The 22,689-nt window shown below is 54.9% G+C and carries 15 protein-coding genes and 1 pseudogene; 9 read left to right on the forward strand and 7 right to left on the reverse strand.

Annotation, left to right across the window (positions count from 1 at the left end; genetic code table 11):
- Positions 1 to 37: 37 nt before the first annotated feature.
- The 3 genes from TBK1r_RS30485 to TBK1r_RS30495 all read right to left on the reverse strand — a co-directional run bounded on the left by TBK1r_RS30485 (position 38) and on the right by TBK1r_RS30495 (position 4,680).
- A complete protein-coding gene (locus tag TBK1r_RS30485; RefSeq protein ID WP_419580550.1) occupies positions 38 to 475 on the reverse strand; it encodes a hypothetical protein in 438 nt (145 codons plus the stop codon).
- Between the two features lie 258 nt (positions 476 to 733).
- Positions 734 to 4,093, reverse strand: coding sequence for a serine/threonine-protein kinase (locus tag TBK1r_RS30490; protein ID WP_419580551.1), 3,360 nt, complete (start codon positions 4,091 to 4,093; stop codon positions 734 to 736).
- Positions 4,094 to 4,125: 32 nt separating this feature from the next.
- Positions 4,126 to 4,680, reverse strand: coding sequence for an ECF-type sigma factor (locus tag TBK1r_RS30495; protein ID WP_419580552.1), 555 nt, complete (start codon positions 4,678 to 4,680; stop codon positions 4,126 to 4,128).
- A gap of 1,092 nt (positions 4,681 to 5,772) precedes the next feature.
- Here TBK1r_RS30495 and TBK1r_RS30500 point away from each other — a divergent pair.
- The 6 genes from TBK1r_RS30500 to TBK1r_RS30520 all read left to right on the forward strand — a co-directional run bounded on the left by TBK1r_RS30500 (position 5,773) and on the right by TBK1r_RS30520 (position 11,176).
- On the forward strand, positions 5,773 to 6,867 hold the full coding sequence (locus TBK1r_RS30500; protein ID WP_419581604.1) for an oxidoreductase: 1,095 nt from the start codon (positions 5,773 to 5,775) through the stop codon (positions 6,865 to 6,867).
- Positions 6,868 to 7,096: 229 nt separating this feature from the next.
- Positions 7,097 to 7,570 carry an anthrone oxygenase family protein gene (locus TBK1r_RS30505; RefSeq protein WP_145219023.1) on the forward strand — a complete coding sequence of 158 codons (474 nt, stop codon included), beginning with the start codon at positions 7,097 to 7,099 and terminating at the stop codon, positions 7,568 to 7,570.
- A gap of 38 nt (positions 7,571 to 7,608) precedes the next feature.
- A complete protein-coding gene (locus TBK1r_RS30510) occupies positions 7,609 to 8,346 on the forward strand; it encodes an NAD(P)-dependent oxidoreductase (protein WP_145219025.1) in 738 nt (245 codons plus the stop codon).
- A gap of 820 nt (positions 8,347 to 9,166) precedes the next feature.
- On the forward strand, positions 9,167 to 9,556 hold the full coding sequence (locus TBK1r_RS39225) for a hypothetical protein (RefSeq protein ID WP_419580553.1): 390 nt from the start codon (positions 9,167 to 9,169) through the stop codon (positions 9,554 to 9,556).
- Positions 9,553 to 10,464: a reverse transcriptase domain-containing protein gene (locus TBK1r_RS30515; RefSeq protein ID WP_473772526.1), complete on the forward strand. Its 912-nt coding sequence runs from the start codon at positions 9,553 to 9,555 to the stop codon at positions 10,462 to 10,464. Before TBK1r_RS39225 ends, TBK1r_RS30515 begins: the two co-directional genes overlap by 4 nt.
- Before the next feature lie 280 nt (positions 10,465 to 10,744).
- The gene (locus tag TBK1r_RS30520) at positions 10,745 to 11,176 is read left to right on the forward strand and encodes a site-specific integrase (RefSeq protein WP_419580555.1); all 432 of its coding nucleotides are present in this window, start codon (positions 10,745 to 10,747) and stop codon (positions 11,174 to 11,176) included.
- Here TBK1r_RS30520 and TBK1r_RS30525 read toward each other — a convergent pair.
- The 3 genes and pseudogenes from TBK1r_RS30525 to TBK1r_RS30535 form a co-directional block, all read right to left on the reverse strand.
- Positions 11,175 to 11,687: pseudogene (locus TBK1r_RS30525) on the reverse strand (serine/threonine protein kinase); the annotation flags it as partial. The gene TBK1r_RS30520 and the pseudogene TBK1r_RS30525 sit on opposite strands and share 2 nt — an antisense overlap.
- A 148-nt stretch (positions 11,688 to 11,835) precedes the next feature.
- Positions 11,836 to 15,369, reverse strand: a complete 3,534-nt coding sequence (locus TBK1r_RS30530; RefSeq protein ID WP_145219031.1) for a serine/threonine-protein kinase — start codon at positions 15,367 to 15,369, stop codon at positions 11,836 to 11,838.
- A gap of 156 nt (positions 15,370 to 15,525) precedes the next feature.
- A complete protein-coding gene (locus tag TBK1r_RS30535; protein ID WP_145219033.1) occupies positions 15,526 to 17,826 on the reverse strand; it encodes a serine/threonine protein kinase in 2,301 nt (766 codons plus the stop codon).
- Positions 17,827 to 18,930: 1,104 nt separating this feature from the next.
- On the opposite strand from TBK1r_RS30535, the gene TBK1r_RS30540 reads away from it, so the two are divergent.
- Positions 18,931 to 20,190, forward strand: coding sequence for an outer membrane protein assembly factor BamB family protein (locus tag TBK1r_RS30540; RefSeq protein WP_145219035.1), 1,260 nt, complete (start codon positions 18,931 to 18,933; stop codon positions 20,188 to 20,190).
- 50 nt (positions 20,191 to 20,240) lie between these two features.
- Here TBK1r_RS30540 and TBK1r_RS30545 read toward each other — a convergent pair whose 3' ends face one another.
- On the reverse strand, positions 20,241 to 21,113 hold the full coding sequence (locus TBK1r_RS30545) for an FkbM family methyltransferase (protein ID WP_419580556.1): 873 nt from the start codon (positions 21,111 to 21,113) through the stop codon (positions 20,241 to 20,243).
- 414 nt (positions 21,114 to 21,527) lie between these two features.
- Between TBK1r_RS30545 and TBK1r_RS39230 the strand changes: the two genes are divergently transcribed.
- Together TBK1r_RS39230 and TBK1r_RS30550 are read left to right on the forward strand one after the other, a co-directional pair.
- The gene (locus tag TBK1r_RS39230; RefSeq protein ID WP_419580557.1) at positions 21,528 to 21,737 is read left to right on the forward strand and encodes a hypothetical protein; all 210 of its coding nucleotides are present in this window, start codon (positions 21,528 to 21,530) and stop codon (positions 21,735 to 21,737) included.
- Positions 21,738 to 21,869: 132 nt separating this feature from the next.
- The gene (locus tag TBK1r_RS30550; protein WP_419580558.1) at positions 21,870 to 22,622 is read left to right on the forward strand and encodes a carbon-nitrogen hydrolase family protein; all 753 of its coding nucleotides are present in this window, start codon (positions 21,870 to 21,872) and stop codon (positions 22,620 to 22,622) included.
- Positions 22,623 to 22,689: the final 67 nt, after the last annotated feature.

Consider the following 22,689-nt stretch of genomic DNA (forward strand, 5'->3'; position numbering starts at 1 on the left):
GAGTTCCGCTAACCGAAAAGTGAGCTGACATAGACTACTAGATAATGCACGCGACTTCACCGGAATTGTTGATTTCGCCAATGTCAACTTGATAGACACCGACCAGGTTTTCCCGGTCAAACTCACCGATCCGACCCTCGTCGATCAGCTGCTGCTGAAAACCCAACATTTGGCCCGCATCGAGTCCGGTTGACCAGCTGATAAAGGGGCGGCTGGTGAACGCCGGCTCGCTGACTCCGCTTGGCACGGTACTTCGCCCCCACATGTCGCCACTTTCGTTGATACCGGAGGTTGAGGTGAAAGGTCCACCGAGAGAACCTAACCAAGTAAAGGTAAAGGTGGGTTGTGAATCGCCCTTTCCACCGCTGCCTCCCTTACCGCCTTTGCCACCTTTCTGAGCGAAGGCCATCGGGGTCAAGGCGACTGAGAGGGTCAACGTAAGCATCAGGATTGAGCTGACGCGTCTTCGAAGCATTTCTTCTCAGTGCTTTGGTTCGTAATAGAAATCAATTCAAATAGACCCATGGTTGCTAAGCCCGCGATCACTTTTGGTTGCGAAAAAAAGAGACCCAGACACTCAGCCAACGCCGATATACTCGAAGTTTTAAACAAGAATTCAGTCTGAACCCTTTTGACGTGCCCTTCTTGCTCAGGGACTAGGACGCGAATATGGCACCCACATTAATGCGTTTTATGGCGATCCATTCTTCAGAGATTAAGGTCTTTCACCAACTTAATTTTTCAGACGCATTCGGATCCATTTGGTCTGAAACTCGCGATCCAGTCCGATCAGGGTCGAATCGTCGGCTGACAAATAGGTCCGGAAATACCCTTCCGCCGAAGGCATGACCGGAAACAGCTTCTGCATCGCCCCGGTGTGCCACAACCAAACCTGCGGGCCACGTCCGCTGGAGAATAATGTCTCGCCATCGCGGCTGATTGACAGAAACTTCGGCAGGTCGCTGGGTTGGACGCCAACCAACTCGGGAATCTCTGCACTTCGATAGTCCCAACGCTTGATGCGGCGGTCATTGCTGACACTGTAAAGCCACCGTTCATCGGGACTGAACCGCAGGTCGTTGGTGGTTTCGCTGTGGTGCTTAGAGGACGAGGCCAGCAGTCGACCGCCGTCGACCTCGTTGACAAACAATTCGCCGATATGACTGGTTGCGAGATATCGGCCGCTCGACGAGAGGTCGGCCGTGTACGCGTTAGGGACTTCCTTGCGGAACAGCAGTTCGAATCGTGGAAGGGCGACGACAATGACCACGGAATCTTTCCGCGAAAAAAGCATCATCCGATCACCGCCGTGAGAAAAACGCAGTTCGGCGTAATCCGCCGTGACGGGTGCGTCAAAGACCCGCACCGCTGCGGCAATGGAGCGGACCGTCTCATCGACGTTGTCATCCACTTCGGAATCCGGAAGGGTCAACTGTGCAATCCGGCCGTCTTTGGCTGCGAGGAACAAATCGCCCTGCGGTGAGAAGTTCAGTCCCGCGTATTCGGCTCTCGGCAACTCCGCGTCCAACGCATAGGATCTTCCGGTCGCCGTTTCGACCAACTCGACTCGGACGTAATCGTGTGCCGCAATCCAGTCGCCGTCCGGTGAAACCGCGATGCGATCGTTTTTCGATTTCAAATCGGTTGTCTCGACGGTATTCGATCGAAAACTTGACTCGACCAATCGACCGTCTCTTCCGACGGAGAAAACCGATTCGGGTGTCAGGCAAAGACAAGATTCGACACGAGTATCATGTGACTGGTGTTGTGACTTCCCAATCAGCGTCGACGCATACTCCTTGTCATTCGCGGACCGCTTAAAGTCTTCTCGGGTCAGGCAATAGACCATTCCCGTTCGACATCCTGCGACGACCGTCTTTCCATCCGCTGAGATGTCGACCGAAGAAACCGCACTGGGCACCCGAATCGTCATGGAGGACTTTCCAGTTTCGACGTCGACCAGGCGGACTTCTCCATCAACAGAACCGTCGACGAGCGTCTTGCCGGCTGAATCCAAGGCGATATCGACCAGACGGTAATCCGAACGTGAAGTTTGGTTTAGGATCTCGCCCTCAGGCCACTGCCAAACCACGGACGTTTGGTCCTTCGACGCCGTTGCGATTCGAGAGCCGTCATCCGAAATGGAAATTCCATAAATGCCTTCTTCGTGTTGCCGCAATTGTCGAACCACCTGACCAGATTCGACCTCTACGACGCTGACATCAGCGCTGCCGTCACAAACAAATAGATAGTCACCATTCCGACTCACACAGAAGTCGAGCGGTGCTGATTGGAATTCGCAAATCTTTCGCCAACTCGCTCTTTGGACCACGCTCATTGCTTTGATGGACCCGTCGCTTCCTCCGGCAAACAAATCTCCCGTGACGGTCGAAAACGTCAGTGAGCCAATGGAAGGCTGTCCGCTTGGTGGAAGTTCATGGATGCCATCTCCCTCCAGATCTAACACGCGGACAACACCTTCTTCACCGCCAAACATGATCGTTCGTCGCTTCGGATCGTAAGCCATCGTATGAAGCGAAAGAGGCGCCTGGTACCGAGAGCGTCCGAATTCTTCGAGCTTTTTTTGCAGGTACGTGTGCGCCAAGCTGTTCTTCGTCGTTCGATTCATTAGCGCAGCAGAATTCACTTCGTTTTGCCGATCCAGCATCTCCGCAGCTTCCAAAAAATCGCCATCGGAGATGGCTTTGGCGGCCAGTCGCAAATCAGCTGCTTCGACGATCTGTTGGGTCTGTTTCTGTGCAGCGACCATGCCCAACCTGAGTTGCTCGGAACGACGATGGGCTTCTCTCGTGATGCCGACCTGGTAGAGGCTGATGCCAAAACCCAGCAAAACGGAACTGATTGTCGACAAAGTCAGCAGTGAAGTCACTTTGTGACGAAGCAGGAATTTCTTCACCAAATACATCGGCGTTTGACGTCTTGCCTGCACCGGCAATCCGGCGGTCAGATTCGACAGATCATTCGCCAATGCTTCGACCGACCCGTACCGCTCTGCCGGCGTTTTTCCAATCGCCTTCATCAAGATCCAATCCAAATCGCCCGTGACGAGTTGCTGCAGGACGGGAACTGTCGTTTGGCGATCGTCAGCAATTCGCGAGCGTGCTGGGTCATCTAAAGAACAAAAAAACTTGCTCGGACGCGTGATCAAATCCGAATGGGACTCTGCCGAGCCAGCTGAGCAATAGACATGGTCAAGATCGGGCGCGGCACCGACGATTAGCTCGTGCAAGACGACTCCCAGTGAAAACACGTCCGATCGGGTATCAATTCTTGATTGGTCTCCCGAAACCTGCTCCGGACTAACGTACGGCCGCGTACCAAGCACGCGTAGCACTCGAGTCAAACGCTCGCCGCCATCGTCCATGAGTCTGGCGATTCCGAAATCAATGACTTTGGCCGCAGTTTGCTTTCCGTCATCGGTCACCAACAAATTCCCGGGTTTCAAATCCCTGTGCAAGACTCCGTGTTGGTGCGCAAAGCGGATTGCCGAACAAACGGTTCCGAAGAGCAGAAACCGCTCTTGGATGGTCAATCGCTTCCGGTTGCAATACTCGATCAAAGGTTCTCCTTTGACGAACTCCATCACAAAGTACGGCCTTCCATCATCGGCCTGCCCTGCGTCCAGCAGTCTGGCAATGTTTGGATGTTCTAGACGAGCGAGTACGGCCTGCTCCCATTGGAATCGGCGGAGCATTTCCCGGCTATCCATTCCGGGCTTGACCATCTTGATTGCCACGGTTCGCTCGATCGGATCGCGCTGCCGTGCCCGGTAGACGACCCCCATTCCACCTTCTCCGAGAAGCGTTTCGATCTGGTAAGAACCGAGCCATTGGCCGGCCGCTAAGTTCACCCGATCGCTTTCACCAAGCCTCGGTTGGTCGACTAAATCGCAGAGTGGATCTTCCACTGTGGATGCCCGCAACAAGGCTTCGACGCCGGCTCGAAGCGCGACGTCTGACCCACATCGCTCGCTTAGCCGGTCAGCCAGTCGCTGTCCGACGAGTCCGGATTCGATTGCTTCCAGAAAAATGCGTTTGGTCAGATGGTGCCGAGATTCGGGTATTTCGTTCATGCATACAATGCGAGATTTCCATCGCGTTCTTCTCACGATTCGTGAAGATTTGCCACCAAATAGGCGCGGGCAAACTTCCATTCTCGGTGCATGGTGGCGACGGAACTGTCCAATACCTCCGCACATTCCACCAACGTTAGGCCGCAAAACAAACGCAATTCACCGACCTTCGCCGCCATCGCGTCTTGCACGGCGAGCACCTCCAGGCAATCGCTCAACTCGATCAAACGCTCGTGATCGGAAATCCGGCCGACGGCAAACTCGTGCAAGGGAACAATGTTGACTTGACCTCCGCGCTTCTGGGTTCGCTTTTCACGAGCATATTCGACGATAATCCTTCGGATCGAAGTTGCTGCAGCTACGAAGAAATGACCTTCATTATCCCAGCGGGAGTCGCATTTCTGCAGACGAAGGTAGGCCTCATGAACGAGCGCGGTGGCCTGTAAAGTCTCGCGGGAGCCCTCCTCTCCCAAATAGTGCGCAGCAAGTTTCCGCAATTCCTGATACACACTGACCAGCATCGATTCGGTCGACTCACGCGGTGGCGGGCCGGGCATCTGAGATTCTTCGTGGAGGAGAGCGGACATGCACACCATATTAGCTGGTTTCAGGCCCGGATGGGGGCCCCACGGTCAAACAAACTCGACCGAGTTTCGGTCGAGGATTTGCGTTTGGTGTGAAAGCACGGGAGTTATTCACGCACCCTGTCACGGCTTCAAGACAGAGTTAATGACCCACCTCTGCCAAGGGAATGTTTGACGGGTTTTAGCCGTATCACCATATCGGACGGCGATTTGGCTCGAACTTACGGTACAAGCTAGGCCTTTAGCAATCTCCCTATTTACCTACTTTCCACGCGGAAGCTTCATCGACCGATCGGAGTTCGGTCGGAGTAAAACTCGCGCGGGTGTCTTCAGAATCCGGGCACCGACTCGCCGAAACGGCCCTCACCGAAAGTGCTCCGGTTTCATCGACCAGTGCAGCGAATTGGCAAGCTCGCTTTGCCAATCTTGGACAAGCTGCCAAGTCATCAAGATTCTGGTTCCGATCGGATTTTCTCCGGCGTGATGGTGACGGGCACTGGTCATTCGGACTTCTGGCACAACGGTCGACGCTGAAGCAATAGTGGTGGGCGAATTCCCATTGGCATCCAGCACATTTCATTGCCCAACTCGTTTCGGTCTACATGGTCTCTGCATCCAATCAAATCTGTTTCGGCGCTGCGGTCAGATTCACCGCCGCGGCGAAACGAACGACTGAAAATGGATCCCTCGCGCCAGAAGTTCCCTTTCAGTGCCGCTTTCACCGGTGCCCAACACGCCAAGCACCTGGCCTCCGTAAACCAACAGAGGTGAGCGGGATTTACTGATCGGGCGCGTGGCAAGAATGACGACATTTCGTTTCTTGCGCAACGGATTTTCGTGGTTTCCGAAATATCGTGCCGTCGGCCGCCACCGTGGAAATGGCCGTAACTCCTTTTGCACAAGTCACTTAAGAAAGACTGCCTCAACTGGCATTGAACGTGCCTTTTGGAATGTCAACGATCGGCGAACGTCGCTGACCAACCGAACCACTTTCAGAAGTCGAGTTGAACGATGTCCAGAATCCCAACCATCGATCTCAAACAAGCAACGGGCAACATGTTGAGTCTATCAAGACCAGTTCTTTCCCCTGTCGAAATGTTCGGGCACAGGATACGCAACCGGTTGGCAGTCGCTCCGATGACCCGCGTAAGTGCCAGCGGCGATGGGTTCGCGACGGATCGCATGAAAGATTACTACCGCGAGTATGCTCGCGGTGGTTTTGCGATCGTCATCACGGAGGGGGTCTACACGGACGAGGATGCCAGCCAGGGCTACGACCGTCAGCCTGGTATTGCGAATCGGCGGCAAGCCAACTCCTGGGCGCCGATCGCCACTGCGATCTCCGATCACGGGAGCTTGGCCATCATGCAACTGATGCACGCTGGCGCATTGTCGCAAAGGCAAGAAGCAGCTCGCATCATCGCACCGTCCGCTGTTCCGCCGCTCGGCGAAATGATGCCAGCATACGGAGGCAGCGATCCCTATCGCTTGCCTTCGGCCATGACGAAGACGGACCTCGCTCAGGTTCGCAAGGGTTTTGTCACAGCGGCAAGACGCGCACGAGACGCCGGATTCCACGGCGTCGAAATCCACGCCGCGAACGGTTACCTGCTTGACCAGTTCATCACCGAATACACGAATCGCCGCGACGACGAGTACGGCGGGCCGGTGTCGGCGCGAATTCGGTATCCGGCAGAGATCGTTGCCGCTGTTCGCGATTCATCACCCGATGACTTCGTGGTCGGAGTCCGTGTTTCTGAGGCCAAGGTCAATGACTTCGACCACCGCTGGGGCGGAAAGTCCGAAGCCGAGACGACGTTCGCAGCACTCGCTGAGGCTGGAGCAAGCTATATCCACGTGGCCGGCGAAGGCCGCGGTTTCCGCGAGTCGAGTACGGACAAGCGAGAGCCGCTTACGACGATGGCTCGCCGCATGACCGGACTGCCAGTGATCGCCAACGGCGGATTGCATGATCCGGATCTCGCCGACGACGTGATCCGAGACGAACATGCTGACTTGATTGCGATTGGACGCGCTGCACTGGCGACACCAGATTGGCCTCGAAGGATTGCCAATGGTGAACGGATCGTCCCATTCGAAAATGGGATGATTTCGCCAAGTGCATCGATCCAAAACACCGACGCGTGGTTCGCTCGGCAACGCGCACACGGCGTGCATGGCGATCGGTAGACTCAGCTGAAAGCGAACGGTGACGTCCGACGATGTGCGTGGATGTGTACTGTCCGCAAAATGCGAAGCTCGAGATTGTTCGTATCGCAAAAGATCTCTTCTTCTCTGGCATTCGAGACCAGCGACACCCCGATTCCGAAGCCCCCGATGGAATCACCAATGTAGCCACTGTATTATCTTGCTGAGTGCTAGCCCTTGAGACTAAAACACGGGGAGACAACGGCGAGTGATGACCACGATCCTGATGCTACTCACAGTGATTGCGATTGCCGGCAGTGGGCTGATGGCTGGCTTATTCTTTGTCTTCTCCGTTTCGGTGATGAATGCTCTGGCACAGATGCCTGCACGGGAAGGCATGAAAGCGATGCAGCTGATCAATCGCACAATCCTAAACCCGATGTTCCTCAGCGCGTTCTTTGGATCGGCGCTGGCCTGCTTGCTCCTCGCAGCCATCTCCGCATGGCAGCGGCAGCCCGACTTTGGCTGGGCGATCGCTGGAGCATGCCTGTATTTGCTGGGCGGTTTCATGGTCACTGCATTCTTCAATGTCCCGCTCAACAATTCCCTCGACAAACTGCCAGCGGACGATCCGGCGAGCCACGAAGAGTGGACGCGTTACCTTGCGATATGGACGCGTTGGAATCATTTTCGCGCAGCGGCATGCATTTTGGCGTGCGTTCTTCTCGCGATTGGGCTGCCGTAGCAGCGTCTGAAAGCAAGTCTAAACCTCAACGAAACGAAATGGAAAAGACGAAAACGGTGCTCGTGCTTGGTGCCACAGGCGCAACCGGACGACTGCTGACGAAGCAACTGCTTGACCAAGACCTGAGGGTCAAAGCAATTGTCCGATCCCCCGGGGGATTGCCGGAGTCGCTCAGGCGACACGAGAACCTGTCGGTCATTCATGCGAGCGTTCTTGATCTAAGCGATTTCGAAATGGCGGAGCACACGGCAGGCTGCGATGCGGTTGCTTCTTGCTTGGGCCACAATCTCACATTCAAGGGTATCTTTGGTCAGCCACGCAGACTCGTGACGGGTGCTGTCAAGCGTTTCTGCCAAGCCATTGGGGCGAACGGCTCCGACAAGCCAAGCAAGTTCGTACTCATGAATACGGCCGGAAACAGCAATCGCGATCTGAACGAGCCGATTTCGCGCGCCCAGAGCTGCGTGGTCGGACTTCTTCGTCTGCTAGTGCCGCCACATCGGGATAACGAGAATGCCGCGGACTACCTGCGAACGGAGGTTGGTCACACTGACACCGGACTCAAGTGGGCGGTCGTACGTCCCGACAGTCTGTTCGACGAGGACGACGTGAGCGACTACGAATTATATCCGTCGCCAACCAGGAGCGCGATCTTCAATCCGGGGCGAACCAGTCGCATCAACGTCGCACATTTCATGGCTGACCTGATCACGAACGATGATGCCTGGAAGAAATGGAACGGTCAGATGCCGGTGATCTACAACAAGGAATCCTGAGCACAGAGTGCTGGATATCCGCATTGGGTCGTAAGGTGTGAGGACGCAATCCCGATTGCACCGATGGGCCCCCACCATCTGCAAGCGGACCTTGCAGCAAGGGTGTCTCCCAGGCCCATAGTGAATTATTGATTGGTCACCGTTCGAAACAGAGGTTGCGTCGATTGCGCCAAGCAAGCTTGGGAAAGGGGGATAAGAAGATGTGAGACTTAACTTTGAAACCTTTCATCGGAGCCTTGCGGGTGAAAACCCCGTCCAGCAGAGCTTGACCAACAGTTGGAAGCGAGTCTTGCGTGGTGTCGGGTGACCGGCCCTGCGAAGCGTAGACAGCAAGTCCGAAAGCCATGCTATTGAGCGTCGAAAGACCCAATCGCGGGAGCCTCTGCCTTTCGATGACCAGGGGCCACGCTGCTGCACTTGATGGTCTGGTGCAAGCAGTCCTGCCGGCGTCGGTTTGGAACATGGCAAACGGATCATCGAGGTTCCCCAGGAACTTGGGAGATCCTGTTGTTTCCTCAGCGAGATCCCGGCCGGAGATACCGGGTCAACAACTCCAGGCCTTGGCGGTTCACTCGTCCGCCGGGGAGCGAAAACAACGAGTGAACGCCTGAGGTATCGCCAAGCGAAGGAAACGAAGTGCGGCGAGATGGGCAACAGGAAGTCATAGCGTCTTGATAGTACCGATGAAGCTGGCGAACTTCACCCTGTCGGAGCCAGTGGAGGGAAGCGAGGCGTCGAATCATGGAACCGTTACTGAGAAACACGACGAATGCATCGAAATTCGACAACCGTGTCCACGAAACAGGAACGGATAGCAACGTTGGCGAAACAGTCACCTCAGATGGCTTTCACGTCGCTCGCTTATCTGATGGACATCGACTGGTTGAAGGAAGCGTATCGACGCACCCGCAAGGACGGAGCTGTCGGCGTGGACGGAATGACCGCGGAACAATATGAACAGGACTTGGAGGGCAACCTTCAAAGCCTGCTCGACCGTGTCAAGTCCGGCACGTACAAGGCACCTCCTGTGCGGCGTGTGCATATTCCCAAAGGCGGCTCCACCACGGAGACCCGTCCGCTCGGAATTCCCACTCTGGAGGATAAACTCCTTCAGCGTGCGGTGGTCATGCTGTTGGAATCAATTTACGAGCAGGACTTCTTGGACTGCTCCTACGGTTTCCGACCCGGCCGCTCGGCACACCTGCGCTGAAGTCCTTCCGCGATCAGACGATGAACAGTCGGCCAAGAGGCGGCACCGTGCTCGAGGTTGATATTCGAAAATTCTTCGACAATCTAGATCACTCCCATCTGCGACAGTTTCTCCGATTGAGGGTGCGTGACGGCGTGTTGCTACGCCTGATCGACAAGTGGCTCAAAGCGGGCGTGATGGAGGATGGTAACGTCAGTTACCCTGATTCCGGGTCGCCCCAGGGTGGCGTGATTTCACCCCTGATTTCGAACGTGTTCTTGCACTACGTGCTCGACCTGTGGTTCGAACAGGACGTGAAACCACGACTCAAAGGGAATGCCTTCCTCATCCGCTATGCGGATGATTTCGTGATCGGGTTTCGCCATCATGGCGATGCCGATCGCGTGATGGAAGTCCTCCCGAAACGCTTTGGCAAGTATGGACTGACCGTCCACCCGACCAAGACGAAACTGGTTCGTTTTCGTCCTCCCTCGTCGCGGACGAAGGCTGACGATCGTTCCGGTGATCGTCCTGGGACGTTCGACCTTCTTGGTTTCACCCATTACTGGGGCGTCTCCTTGAAGGGTTACTGGGTGGTTAAGCTCAAGACCGCTGCCGATCGCTTCACCCGTGCCGTGCGCAGCATTGACCATTGGTGCCACGACAATCGTCACTTGTCGCTGCCGGAACAGCAACACAAGCTCAATCAGAAGCTGCGTGGACACTACGCGTACTATGGGGTCACGGGCAACTCAGAGGCAATGAACAGGTTCCGTCAGGAAGTCGAAAATCGATGGCGTAAGTGGCTCAATCGCCGCAACAACATCCGCTCGATGCACTGGGCGAAATTCTGCGCACTGCTCCGCCGTTACCCGCTCGCTCCTGCTCGCGCGGTGCGTTCCACGCTCCGTCAAGCAGCGAACCCGTGATTTGAGGAGCCGGATGCGGTAATGTCCGCACGTCCGGATCTGTGGGAGCCGTGGGTGAGCAATCACCCACGGCCACCCGGTTCTACGCGTCTTAGCCAGATCGCTTCGCCGCAGTTTGCCACAAATTCCCGACTATTCTGGACCAAATGTGCAGCGAATCAGCTGCGGTAACCATTCCCAAACATGACCGGAGGTCCAGCAGGAAGCCAATTCCCCGGCCATCGGCTGGCGAAGGAGCGGAACAATGATGTGGCTGGTCGACGGCCTTGGAGTCGTCACCATGTCCAACAGCGTTGAAGCAATCGCGGCCAAGTACCTGACTGCGAAAAAACTTTCCGGCGGGACCCGCAAGGAATACAAATCGACCGTCACCAAGTGGACCACCTGGGGCAACGGCGTCGATGTCGAACAAATCAACCGATCCCACATTCGCGATTTCCTGGATTGGGTTCACCACCAAGCTGAAGCCAATGGCGGGTCCAATCCCGGTCGGACGGCAAACAAGGCTCGTGAAAACCTTCGGGCGATCTTGGCATGGGCTTGGGAACAGGAATTTCTCGCCAAGTTACCTCCGTTCCCGAAGTCGAAGCCACAGCGGGATGTCGCCGGTCGTCACTACCTGACGAAACCGGATCTCAACGGTCTCTACTTCGCCACTTACCAGCTTCCGCGGCTGCGAGGTTGGCGGCAGCCATATACGGTGGGGTACTAATCGGAGTTGAGCCTGTCAGCAACTCGTAAAAAACCACTCCGAGCGAATAGACATCGGTTCGAGTGTCGATATCCAACGTGTTCATCTCGGCTTGCTCGGGGCTCATGTAGGCGAGCGTGCCGACGACTTGACCGTACTGCGTGAACAGCGTGCGATCGTTCAACTGATTGGTCTCGTGCAACGCCTTGGCTAAGCCGAAATCGATCACCTTGACGGTCGGCGTTCCGTCGTTCAGCGTGACTAGGATGTTCGAGGGCTTGATGTCTCGATGGACGATACCTTTCGTGTGGGCGTGTTGAATGGCGCGGCACGTCTGTACAAATAGTTCCAGCCGCTCATCAGGCGATAGTTTTTTCGTGTCGCAGTAGTTCGTGATCGGGACGCCCCTGACGAGTTCCATCACAAAGTAGGGACGGCCAGTGTCGGTGACTCCGGCATCAAACACTTTGGCGATGTTGTGATGGTCCATCATCGCCAGGGCTTGCCGCTCCGCCTCGAATCTGGCGAGGATCATCATTCCACGACGCCTCAAAACGATCGCAGAGGTGTTCTAGTCTTGAATCATTCACTTTGCAAATTCAGGATTTCCGAGGCCTACGAGACTGCCGACAAAAAGGTATGAATGGTGATCGTTCCCTGGGCGGAGTCTGGTGAACTGCTTACTTGCTTTGGGGCAGAGGATTTAAGAGCCACATCCCCGGTTCCGTTCCACAAACGGCGATCGCTTCGTCGTCAGGACTAATGGCGAGATCTGTGATTCCGCCAACAGGGCTGTCGATGGCCATCAGTTCGGCTCCCGAATCGGAATCGATGATCTTGAGTTGTTCATCGCCGCCAACCGCGATTCGATTGGAAAAGGGAAAGAATTTAATCGCCTGAACCGGCCCATTGAAGAGCTCTGTCGCACCGCCAGGTAGCCTGATGATCTGAATCGCGGAATCCTGTTTCTCAATTCGATAGATTTCGACGAATCCGTCGATCGTGCCAGCGACAAGTCGAGTTTGAGTCGCATCGGTTTCCAGCACAGCACCAGTGAGCGGTACCCAAGATTCGAGCTCACCCGAATCGATGTTCCAGATCGGGCACTGAGCTTGGCCTCCGTCGTCTGTTTTTCGAAACGCTGTCGTGCTCACGATGCGTCGGTCGTCGATCCATACGGCGTCACCATTAGGATGAAATGCTACGGCGTCATGAGACAACGCAATGGGACGAAAAGCTCCAGCCTTGAATCTCCAAGCGACCAACTTACCCTCTTCATCCAAGGTCAGGAAATCATTTGCTTTAGGGCGAAATCGCAGCGCACGTACCGGTGTTCTGGAATGACCGCTTTGTTCCGTTAGCAGGATTTTCTCGAGTTTGGATGTGCTTTCTGGACTGAAAAAAGCCGCCGTCTTACCACGAGTGATCATCAACTCGCCGTCGTCAGAGATGATGACCTCGGTCAGCAGACCATTCTTTTTCTCTGAGGTAAGTGGCTGCAGTTGGTATTTACCGCTTTGCTTCTTCAGCCAATTGCGCAGGTATCCATCCTGGTCCAGTGCTGTTAGAGATTGGGTGGAGAACGCAGCAGAACGAAAACGTCGCTTTGGTTGGAGATCCTCTTCGTTGGAAGGGAGAGCAAATAACTCGGCACGATTGTTGTTGATGAGAAGCACTGTCGCGTCTTCGCCTTCTCCTCCAAGAAAGGAAATCTCCTCCGCAGGTCCGATCGTTGCGAGACGATCTCCCGAAGACGCGTCAAACACACAGGCGTTGCCGGACAGGATCGCGGCAACATATTTTCCGTCGTAACTCAGACAGAATTTACCCGCGGGATCTGGTTCTCCCACATTGACTTTCACATCAAAATTGGTGGTCGTCGCTTCGCGATTTCTCGAAGCGACAACTAACTGTAGCCGGGAATCTTTTTCAACCATCGCCAGCACAGATTGACGGTCACCGGAAAGTTCGACGTACTTGCAGACAAGAATCTTTCGCGACTTTTCCGTAGCGCGTCTCGCCTTGCAGAATTCCTCCCCTAGTTGTACGCGTTCTCTATCTCTCGCCTGATCGACGGGGGGAAATTCGACATGCCCAGGCAGATTGTAGCGGAGCGAGAAATGACGAATTTGCTCCACCGGTCCTGGGAAAGGTTTGATGAAAAGCGGCGCGAGCCTCCAAGTAGCGGTGTTAAAAGCCTCGAATGCTCCATTCGCCGCAATCCCCACCAAACGATCTGCGCCGGTGAAAACGATCTCTTGGAAACTATCATTGGTGGGAATCTGCTCACGTGTCTCCAAGTCCCAAGTTATTACGCGATGCCCACCATTTTGCTCCTGAGTGGTCAGTGAGAGGAACTTGTTTTCCGGGTCCGTTTTGAGAGGGTTCCAGCGAACACTCGGCGGTGTCAGCAGGAAGTCGGGCTGCGCTACGCCAAGGATTGGCAATTGAGTAGAAAGCAGCGTTCCGTCCTGGACGGTCACTCCCGTTGTACCGTCCATGATTTCAACACCGTTCTCGGTCAATAAGGCAACTTGCGACACCTGATTCCCTTTCCTCCGATTAAGACAAAGGTGGCCCAGCACGTCACCATCGAATTGGCGTGTCCAGATCCGTGGGGAACTCTTAGACTTCAGATATCGCCACTCCCAACGCCTCAGTTCCTCATCGCACTGTTCCAACGCCTTTTGTGCCAACGGATAGTTTTTCGTCTTGATATTTTTCGATGCCAGTTGTAAGCGGCTTTGATATTGAACCAAGCCGAGTTCCCTCTTCGCCAATTTGAGCTTCGATGTTTCTGCTGTCAGTTCTTGCGACAATGCGTCAAGTGACGACTGAACTGCATTGAGTTCGTTGGCCGATTTGATCTTTTCTTTCTCAGCGCCAATCTTGAGTTGCTCAGCTTCTGTTTTTTCCCGGGCAAGCTTCAGACTTTCTTGTACGAGCCCTTCGTTCTTTCGCTCAAGATTATCTCTGTCTTTAGACAATTGGCTATTTTCATTTCTCTTTTGCTCGATGTCTTGCTCTAGGTCTTGCTTTGTTCCGACCAGGACTTCGTATTGCCTGACCAATTGAGCGTTCTTCAGATAGAAGCCGACGCTGATCGCAAAGGCGATGGCGAGTGATGCCGTCAAGGTGCTGACGGCCGGGTTGCGTCGGCAAAATCGATAGGTACGTTCGAGCACCGTGGACCTGCGGGCGGTGATCGGGAGATCATTTCTCCATCGTCGTAAATCATCTGCCAAGGCCTCGCAGTTCTGATACCGATCGCCCACTTGGTTGGCCATCGCTTTGAGACAAATGACCTCCAGATCTTGGGGCACCGATGACCGCCGGCTTCTCGGTGGAGTTGGTTCCGTTTGTGGATCCGCCACCTTTGTCAGAATGACATGCGACGCACCGTCATAAGGTTTCGCTTGGCACAACATTTCGTACAGGATGGCGCCCAGGCTGTACTGGTCGCTCGTCGCGGTAACCTGAACATCGTCTCCTCGTGCTTGCTCCGGAGACATATAGTAAATGGTGCCCACGATCGCGCCGTCCTGCGTCACACCCTTCCGACCTTCCTGTTTCGCAAGACCGAAATCCATAATCTGGGGATCGCCTGACGAGTCGATCAGAATGTTGTCTGGTTTGATATCGCGGTGAACGATTCCATGCTCATGCGCGTAGTGCAGGGCCCGAGCAATGGATTCCACCCAAATGGAAGTTTGGATAAAGCCTGGCTCCCCCTTCGCCAGGTGCTCCGTAAGCGGGGCTCCCTCTATGAACTGCGAGACGATGTAAAGGGTGCCTTGGGACTCTCCGGATTCAAAGGTTTGGACGATGTTCGGATGTCGAAGCATCGCGGCCGTCCTAGCTTCGGAGCGGAATCGGGTCACGCGCCGGCGATCTTTGCTGGAGAATGTCGGAACTTTGATCGCAACTTCTCGTTCCAATCGGGGGTCATAGGCGAGAAAGACTTTTCCGAAACCACCTTGGCCGATCATCCGCTTGAGCTCAAACCGGTCTAACGTCCTCCCCGACGTCACTCTGGTATTCTCGCCAACTTTTGTCTCGTTCTTGCTAGGTGCGGTCCGTTTCTCCGTTGACCTCGAAGTCATTCGATACGAGACGCTGCAAGCCGTGCAATGCAGATGTGTCTTCGATTTGCCGTCTCTCGTGGACAATCGCTCTCCGCATTTGGGACACTTCTTTATTTTCCTTGCGTTCATATTTCATTCAGCGATTGGCTGGTGGCTTCTAAGGTCGCTGCAACTTCCGTCACGATGGACGTTTGGTGTTTCTGTTCTGTTGCCAAATGGACGAGCTTATTCCGAGTACCCACTTTCGAGTTTTGCAGGTTTGAAATGGTCCTGTCATCCTTCAGATCACTTCTGCGGGGCTCTGGGACTCTTGCTACTGGGGCTGACGACCGGAGGGGGCGCCGTTAGCTGATTTTCAAGTTGGAGGAGCAAATGATAGACGTTTGATGCGGATTGGGGTCGGTCCCGCGGATCTTTCATCAGCAGCCTGTGGATCAAATTTGCGAAATCAACGTGGAACTCAGGGCAAACTTTTGAAATCGGTACGGGATCATCCTTGGCAATGGAAAGCAACGTTGAGGTCACATTCTTCTCATCAAATGCATGCTTGCCGGTCGCAAGACGGTAGAGGATGCTTCCCATGCTAAAAAGGTCGCTCGGAGCACCAACCTTCTCTCCTCGCACTTGTTCCGGTGACATGTACTTTGGCGAGCCTACCACAACTCCGGTATCAGTTAGCGAGACATGATCAAGGGATACATCACGGACGAGACCGAAATCAAGAATCTTGATGGAACCAGGGGGCGAGACAATCCATAGATTGCTGGGCTTGATATCTCGATGGACCAAGTCGCGTGAATGAGCGAACGCAAGTCCGGATGCGATCTCTTTTGCAAACTGAATGATCTTGGTCTGAGCGAATGTTTTATATTGACGCATCGCCGATTGAAGTGATTGACCCCGCAGGTATTCCATGGTGATGTAGGGAGTACCATTGATATCGCCCGACTGCATAAGTTTCACAATGTTCGGGTGCCGCAATTGTTTCGCTGCTTGGCCTTCTCTGAGAAAACGGCGCACGGCATTGGGCTGTTGTGCGATAGCCGGGTTCATGACCTTCAGGGCAATCGGATCCTTGGATTCAGGTGTCGTCGCAAGAAAGACAAACCCCATACCGCCAGCGCCCAAGACTTGTTCAATTCGGAAGTTGCCCAGTCGTCCGATTTCGTCGGGCTCCTGAGGCGGAGAGAGGATGCCATGCAAGGATTCAGGGTCACAGCTGAGATCTGCATGCCTTTCCAAGGCATCATCCGCCTGCGTGATCGTAGCGGCGCCGCATTCCTCTGTATCAGAATTCCTAAGTTGAGATGACCGGCGAGCGCGTCTAGATCGAACGGGCTCGGCGGCCAGAAATCGTCTGATATCGTCGGCAAGTTCGCCGGCGTCGCCGTATCTGCGTTCGGGCTTTTTCTGCAACGCCTTGATTGCAATCCTATCCAGGTCGCCTCGCAGCAATCGGATGAGTTTTTTCAATTCGCATCTGCGATTATCAGCGACCTCTGCCGCTGAGTTTCCAAGGTTTTTTAGGCGAAGGCTTGGCCGCGGAGTTTCCTCGTGCTGGATAGCAGTCAAGTATTTGCCAAGGGTCTTCTCGTTTGGAGTTACCTTGTGGATCGGTGTTGTTCCAGTGATCAATTCGTAAAGCAAGGCGCCCAGAGAGTACACATCGCTTCGCGAGTCGATGGCCGATGCGTTCATTCTCAAGTGTTCAGGACTTACATACTGAAATTCGACGAATGCTTGATCGAATCGGGTGAAGCGAGTTTCTTCGGTAAACAGTTGACTCCGCCGCAGCGCTCTCGCCAGACCGAAATTAATGACCCTTGCCGTTGGAAGCCGGCCGTGTTGTTCAATCAATACGTTGTCTGGTCGTAGATCACGATGGAGGACTCCTTTTTGATTGCCGTGCTGAACAGCGTCGCAAGACTGGATGAAGAGCTGCAGGCGTTTCTTCATATTCAATCTGAACTGGTCACAGAATCGGGTGATCGGATCCCCGTCAATGAATTCGGTGACGAAATACGAGCGACCGGAATCGGTTGTATCCGCATCCAGCACCTTGGCAATGTGGGGATGAACCAACATGGAAAGTAATTGTCTTTCCTCATTAAACCGGCTCACCACTTCGGCGTGGTCCAGGTCTGCTTGAACGATATTGAGAGCGATCGTTCGCAGCATTGGTTTTTGCTGTTCGGCCATATACACCGTGACCAGCTCGTCTTCACCGATCTTTTTCAGCAGCTTGAACGGCCCGATTCGTCGTCCAGGCAACCCTAGTGCTTCCTGCGTGGCATCGGTTTGTTTCGAAGGAGTGAGATCGCTTACAGTTGATTTGATGCGGCGACGAGTTTCGGCGAAAGCGAGCGCGACGATGGCGTCTAGCCCGGGGAACGGATAGTCCTTGGGCGTTGGCTGCTCCTCCGCTTGAAACCGATATTCCAGCTCGATTTCAAGCAGTGCCTTCAGCAGATGCGTTCGCTGGCTTGATGGAATCTTTTTGAGCAACCGGCGAATGGACAGCGGCTGTCCAGCTTGCCACGACGCCTCAAACTGATCACAAAGGTCTTCAAAGGTTGAATCACTCACTGTTGAACCTTGGGAGTCGCTCCCACCGCTACACGCGTTCTGTTGACAGCCTTAGAAAACAGTCACCAATCCAAATTCGGGTGTTGCATGGTCTGACGATGGGATGCCTGCCGGGAAACCGCTTCAGTTCATCTTTCCTGCGTTGATACGTGCCGCCGAATGCTGCAGATGTATCGGTTTGTAACTTTCGCGGTCCATGCGGCAAAGTTGGGCAGCATTCGACCTCAGTCAATTACCGCAATCCTGATTGCCGGAGCTCGGCTGCTCCATCGATTGGTCGAAATCGGCAATAAAATTATAGTTAGGTTTTGTACAGCTGGAATGCGATTTTCTTGGCCTCCCCGCCTCATAGTCAAATTTCCTTCCGCTGCCTGGGCCTGGCGGTTTCGAGATTCAAAATAGGTTGTTGTTTTTGGACGATTCAGGGGTGTTCATTGCGAGTCCACGTGCTCAGCAACTCATTGCCACTGTCGCCCATGTGAAGTGGCTCCGGTCTGCCGGTGTTTGGCGTCGCCTATAAGGCATCGGCACACTGGCCGACGCGGAGACGGTACGGGGAGATTACTCTCCATTGTCGCAAGACCAAATTTGCAGTCCAATTCGCGTCGGTCTGTTCACCGCTGCGATTTGCCCATAAACCTCCGCCGCGGCGGTGGGATTCACCGCCGCGCCGAATCGAATGACTGGACATGCGTGGACCAAATCAGCCGTGCGCTGTTCTGCCGGACGCGAATTCGCCTTATCGCGGTCAGAACGCAGGCAAATCGCCAACGACGAAATCACGATGCGGCGGGCGACCGTAGATGGCATCAGAACAGGACTTCGCACTGAATCTCGGTTGCGTTCATGGGAGCGTGATCTTTCGCGAGCCGAAGTCGGGCTCCCCCGCGCCCGTCTGATCAGTCGGACGACCGTGCTTGATGACTCGATCATTCGCGCCCCGGTTTGGTTCGCTCTCGTCGACTGGTCTGACGGCAACCTCCCCCATTTCTGCAACACTCATGTCGGTGATGGGGCGCTACAGACGGTCTACTGTTTCGCTTGGCGGTTCGGATTTGCGGTATCATGTGTCGATTCTTTCCGTAAGCTCACAGAGACTGTCGTATGCGTTTGCTATTTGGTGCGTTGATTGTCGTCGCGGGCTTGTCGTCTAATTCCGACTCGCTACGCGGTGAAGATTGGACTCGCTTCCGGGGTCCAAACGGTCAGGGAATATCGGCTGAACGAGGCCTGCCGCTCAAGTGGTCCGAAGAAAGCAACGTCGCTTGGAAAACGACGATACCGGGCCAAGGCTGGTCGTCTCCGATTGTGTCTGGTGAACACATCTTCGTGACGACCGCGACGGAAGAGGGGGCTTCGTGTCGAGTGATCGGAATCGATCGCACCAGTGGCGACCTACTTTGGAACACTGAAGTCCACCGACAAATTCCTGGCCCCAAGCGAGCCCAGAATTCCTACGCCACGCCTACGCCGGTGTCCGATGGCGCACGAGTGTACGCCGCGTTTTACGATGGAACGATCGTTGCCGTCGACTTCGATGGCAAATTGGTCTGGAAGAACGAAGACGTGGACTTTCACAGCTTGCATGGACTCGGTGCATCGCCGATTCTTGCCGGCGGACTGATCGTCATGCCGTTTGACGGCAGCAGTCGGGTGGATCAGCGTGTCGGTTGGAAAGAGCCGTGGGACCAAGCCGTCCTGCTGGCCGTGGACAAGGAAACCGGCAACACAAAGTGGCGGGGAAAACGCGGACTGTCTCGGGTTGGACACGTGACCGCCATCGCAATCGAAAATGGGCGGACGGTGGTCAGTGCTGGTGGCGACCGAGTCCAAGCGCACGACGTCGAAACGGGCAAGCGAATCTGGTCGGTCTACAGCCAAGGTGAGGGCGTGACACCCTCGCCCGTGCTTGGTGAAGGTCTGATCTTCACTTCATCCGGTTTCGAGGAACCGACGATTCGAGCAATTCGTCCAGGTGGTCACGGGGATGTGACCGAATCGCACATCGTTTGGGAACAGAAACGCGGTGTCCCTGCCTTACCATCGCCGCTGTATGTCGAGCCGTTCCTCTACACGGTCACTCGCGACAACATCCTGCACTGCATCGAAGCGAAAACTGGCGAAGTCGTCTGGCTGGAGCGACTCAAGGGCAACTACTCCGCGTCGCCGTTGCTGGCCGACGGCCGGATCTATATCACTTCGGAAGACGGTATCACCACGGTGCTGGAGCCAGGGACGCGATACAAGGTGATCGCCCAAAATAGGCTCGACGGTAAGACGATGGCATCGATCGCAGTTTCCCGAGGCAACTTCTTCATTCGAACTGGCGACAGCCTCTATTGCATCGGCAATCAATCGCGCTGATCAAACCTCCACGATGGCACGGGGATCGTCACCAACGCGGTACGAACTGATCATCGAATCGCGTAAAGCATTTTGGGCAGACTGATGGTCGTTCGTGCCCCTTGACCGCGCTCGCCGAAATCACGTGCGTGACCGTCCATTGCCGCGACAACGACATGTTCAAAACCGCGTGTGCGCAGGCTCTCTGCCAGTGGAGCGACGTGTGACAGATTTGCCGGAGCAATCTCCATCACCAGCTGTTTGACGCGGGCCCAATCGGATTCAATCAAACCACCCAGCACGTCAAGCTCCGCACCTTCGACATCGATCTTAAGCAAGTCAACCCGATCCACTCTTTCTTCCGCCAAGACGTCACTTAAACGGCGCAGGTGAGTGCGGCAACGCTGCCCACTTTGGAACCGATGTTTCAGAACGATTTTCAGCAATTGTCGTCGAAGGGGGAACAGCAAGAGCATTGCAGCAAACGCCAACTTATCAAGCCTCCAGACCTCTTCCATCCGAAACGCCTTTGCGATTGCCGCCGCCTCTTTCGCCTTTTCCGCAGGATGAAGTGTCGAATTACCCGGCATGTTCGGATAGAACGTCATTTCAGGCGTCTGTTCGATACTCGACAACCCAGCGTTAATGAGCGTCAACGTGTGACCTCGCCTACGGCAGTCGACCTCGATGGCGTTCACGTTCGCTTGAAGGGCTTCAAAGATGGGCCGGAGTGGTTCGAAGGCGACAATCCGCAGGTTGCAAGCTTGGTCGAGCGCAAAGAGTGAAAAGAGACCGACGTTTGCTCCGACATCCACAATGCAATCGCCATCACGGATCGTGACTCCGTGACTTGTGTAAGTATTGTCGATGAAAATCTCGCGATGGATAAAACGCAGCTCCGGCAGCGACCCGGGCAAGCCGACAAGCACCATTCCGTCAGGCATCGAGTATCGCGTTAGCTTCGGATGTCTCATGTGGACGTCGGTCACATATCAATCGAAACGAAACAACACACTCTCGACAATCTATGTGCCTGCTGGAAATGAGGCTTGGACTTTCGTAATCGGGCACCCCACACAGTTTAGCCAATGGATCACTCAGGCCGCCGATAAAGGACCTGGGGATGGTTCTGAGGCGGCCGTCATGATTTGTCCAGGTCGATTATTCCTGCGTTTCAAATCGATTCCGTGTGGGGGTCCTCGCGACGTTCGTCGGCGCAGCGATCAATTTCACCGACGCGCCGAAACGCACCATGCCAATTGCCGGCAGGATTCGGACTATTCTGAGACGGTAGTGCAGCGAAACAGCTGCTTCCACAATCCCATCCGCGACGGGAGGTCCTGCATGGAGCGAACTCGATGGCTATCGGCGGGCAATGGAAATCGGCAATGAAGGGACACGTCGATGGCCTTGGAAGTATCACCATGTCAATCAGCTTAGAAACCGTTTCAGTGAAATATCTGGCCGCCAAGAAGCTCTCAGCGGGAAGCCGAAAGGAATATCGATCTACTGTTTCCAAGTGGACTACCTGGGGCAATGGTGTCGATAATTGTCGCTGGCAGAAATGAAGCCAACGCGAGATCGTCTCAACCCAGGAATGCTAATTGTCGATGTCCGGGAAAACCAATCGTCGCTAGACAGTTGTTGCCCAACAAACCCCTTCGCCAAAAACGAATGCAGTCGAGGCCGCCCCCGATTTGGTGAAGGTCGCCGCTGTGCAGATCAGTGGCTATGACAAGGGCGAACTTCCACGCGATGAATTCGACCCGTCGGGCAAGTTGGTGCCCTGTATCGATCGCGCCGGTCGCGATGGAGCTCAGTTGGTCGTTTTCCCTGAGTATGTGCTTGGACACATCGAAGTGCCTGGGCCGGCGACCAAGCCGATCTCTGAGGCAGCTCGCGCCAATTCCATCTATGTGATCGTCGGTTGCTGGGAGGAGTCTGGCGACGGCACGTTTGCCAATGTGGCCTTGGTCTTCGGTCGAAATGGAGAGATCATTGGCCGCTATCGAAAGACACATCCGGCCATCGACCACTTCGAAGGCCACGATCCGTGGAAGCGACCGCCCCTTGGCAAGAGCCGCCGGTGGATGCTTGAGCACGATCCAGAATGGACCATGCAAGCGGGGGACGACTTGCCGGTATTCGAGCTGGACTTCGGCCGAGTCGGAATCATGACCTGTTACGACGGCTGGTTTCCCGAACTGCCGCGTGTACTCTCACTGCGTGGTGCCGAGTTGATCGTTTGGATCAACGGCCGACGTGGTACCGTGGAGGACTTCAACCGCTGTCCAATGCGTCACTTCACCTGGGCAGTCGTCGCTCTACCACTTGATTTGTCATCGCCGATTTTCCTCAATCGCGCCGCAGCGGCTTCCAGGGAACATGAAAGCTCCACTCTTCCGGGTCTGCTAGGCCTCAATCAAGCGAACGCTAGCGTGGATTTTGCGTGACGCTTTCGGATTTTTGAGGCGCAGCAGCACGCTTGGGAGCACTGCTCCTTATTGGAAATTCGCATGG

Origin of the sequence: Stieleria magnilauensis (genome assembly GCA_007753675.1) — a bacterium.
In the GTDB taxonomy this organism is placed as follows: domain Bacteria; phylum Planctomycetota; class Planctomycetia; order Pirellulales; family Pirellulaceae; genus Stieleria; species Stieleria magnilauensis.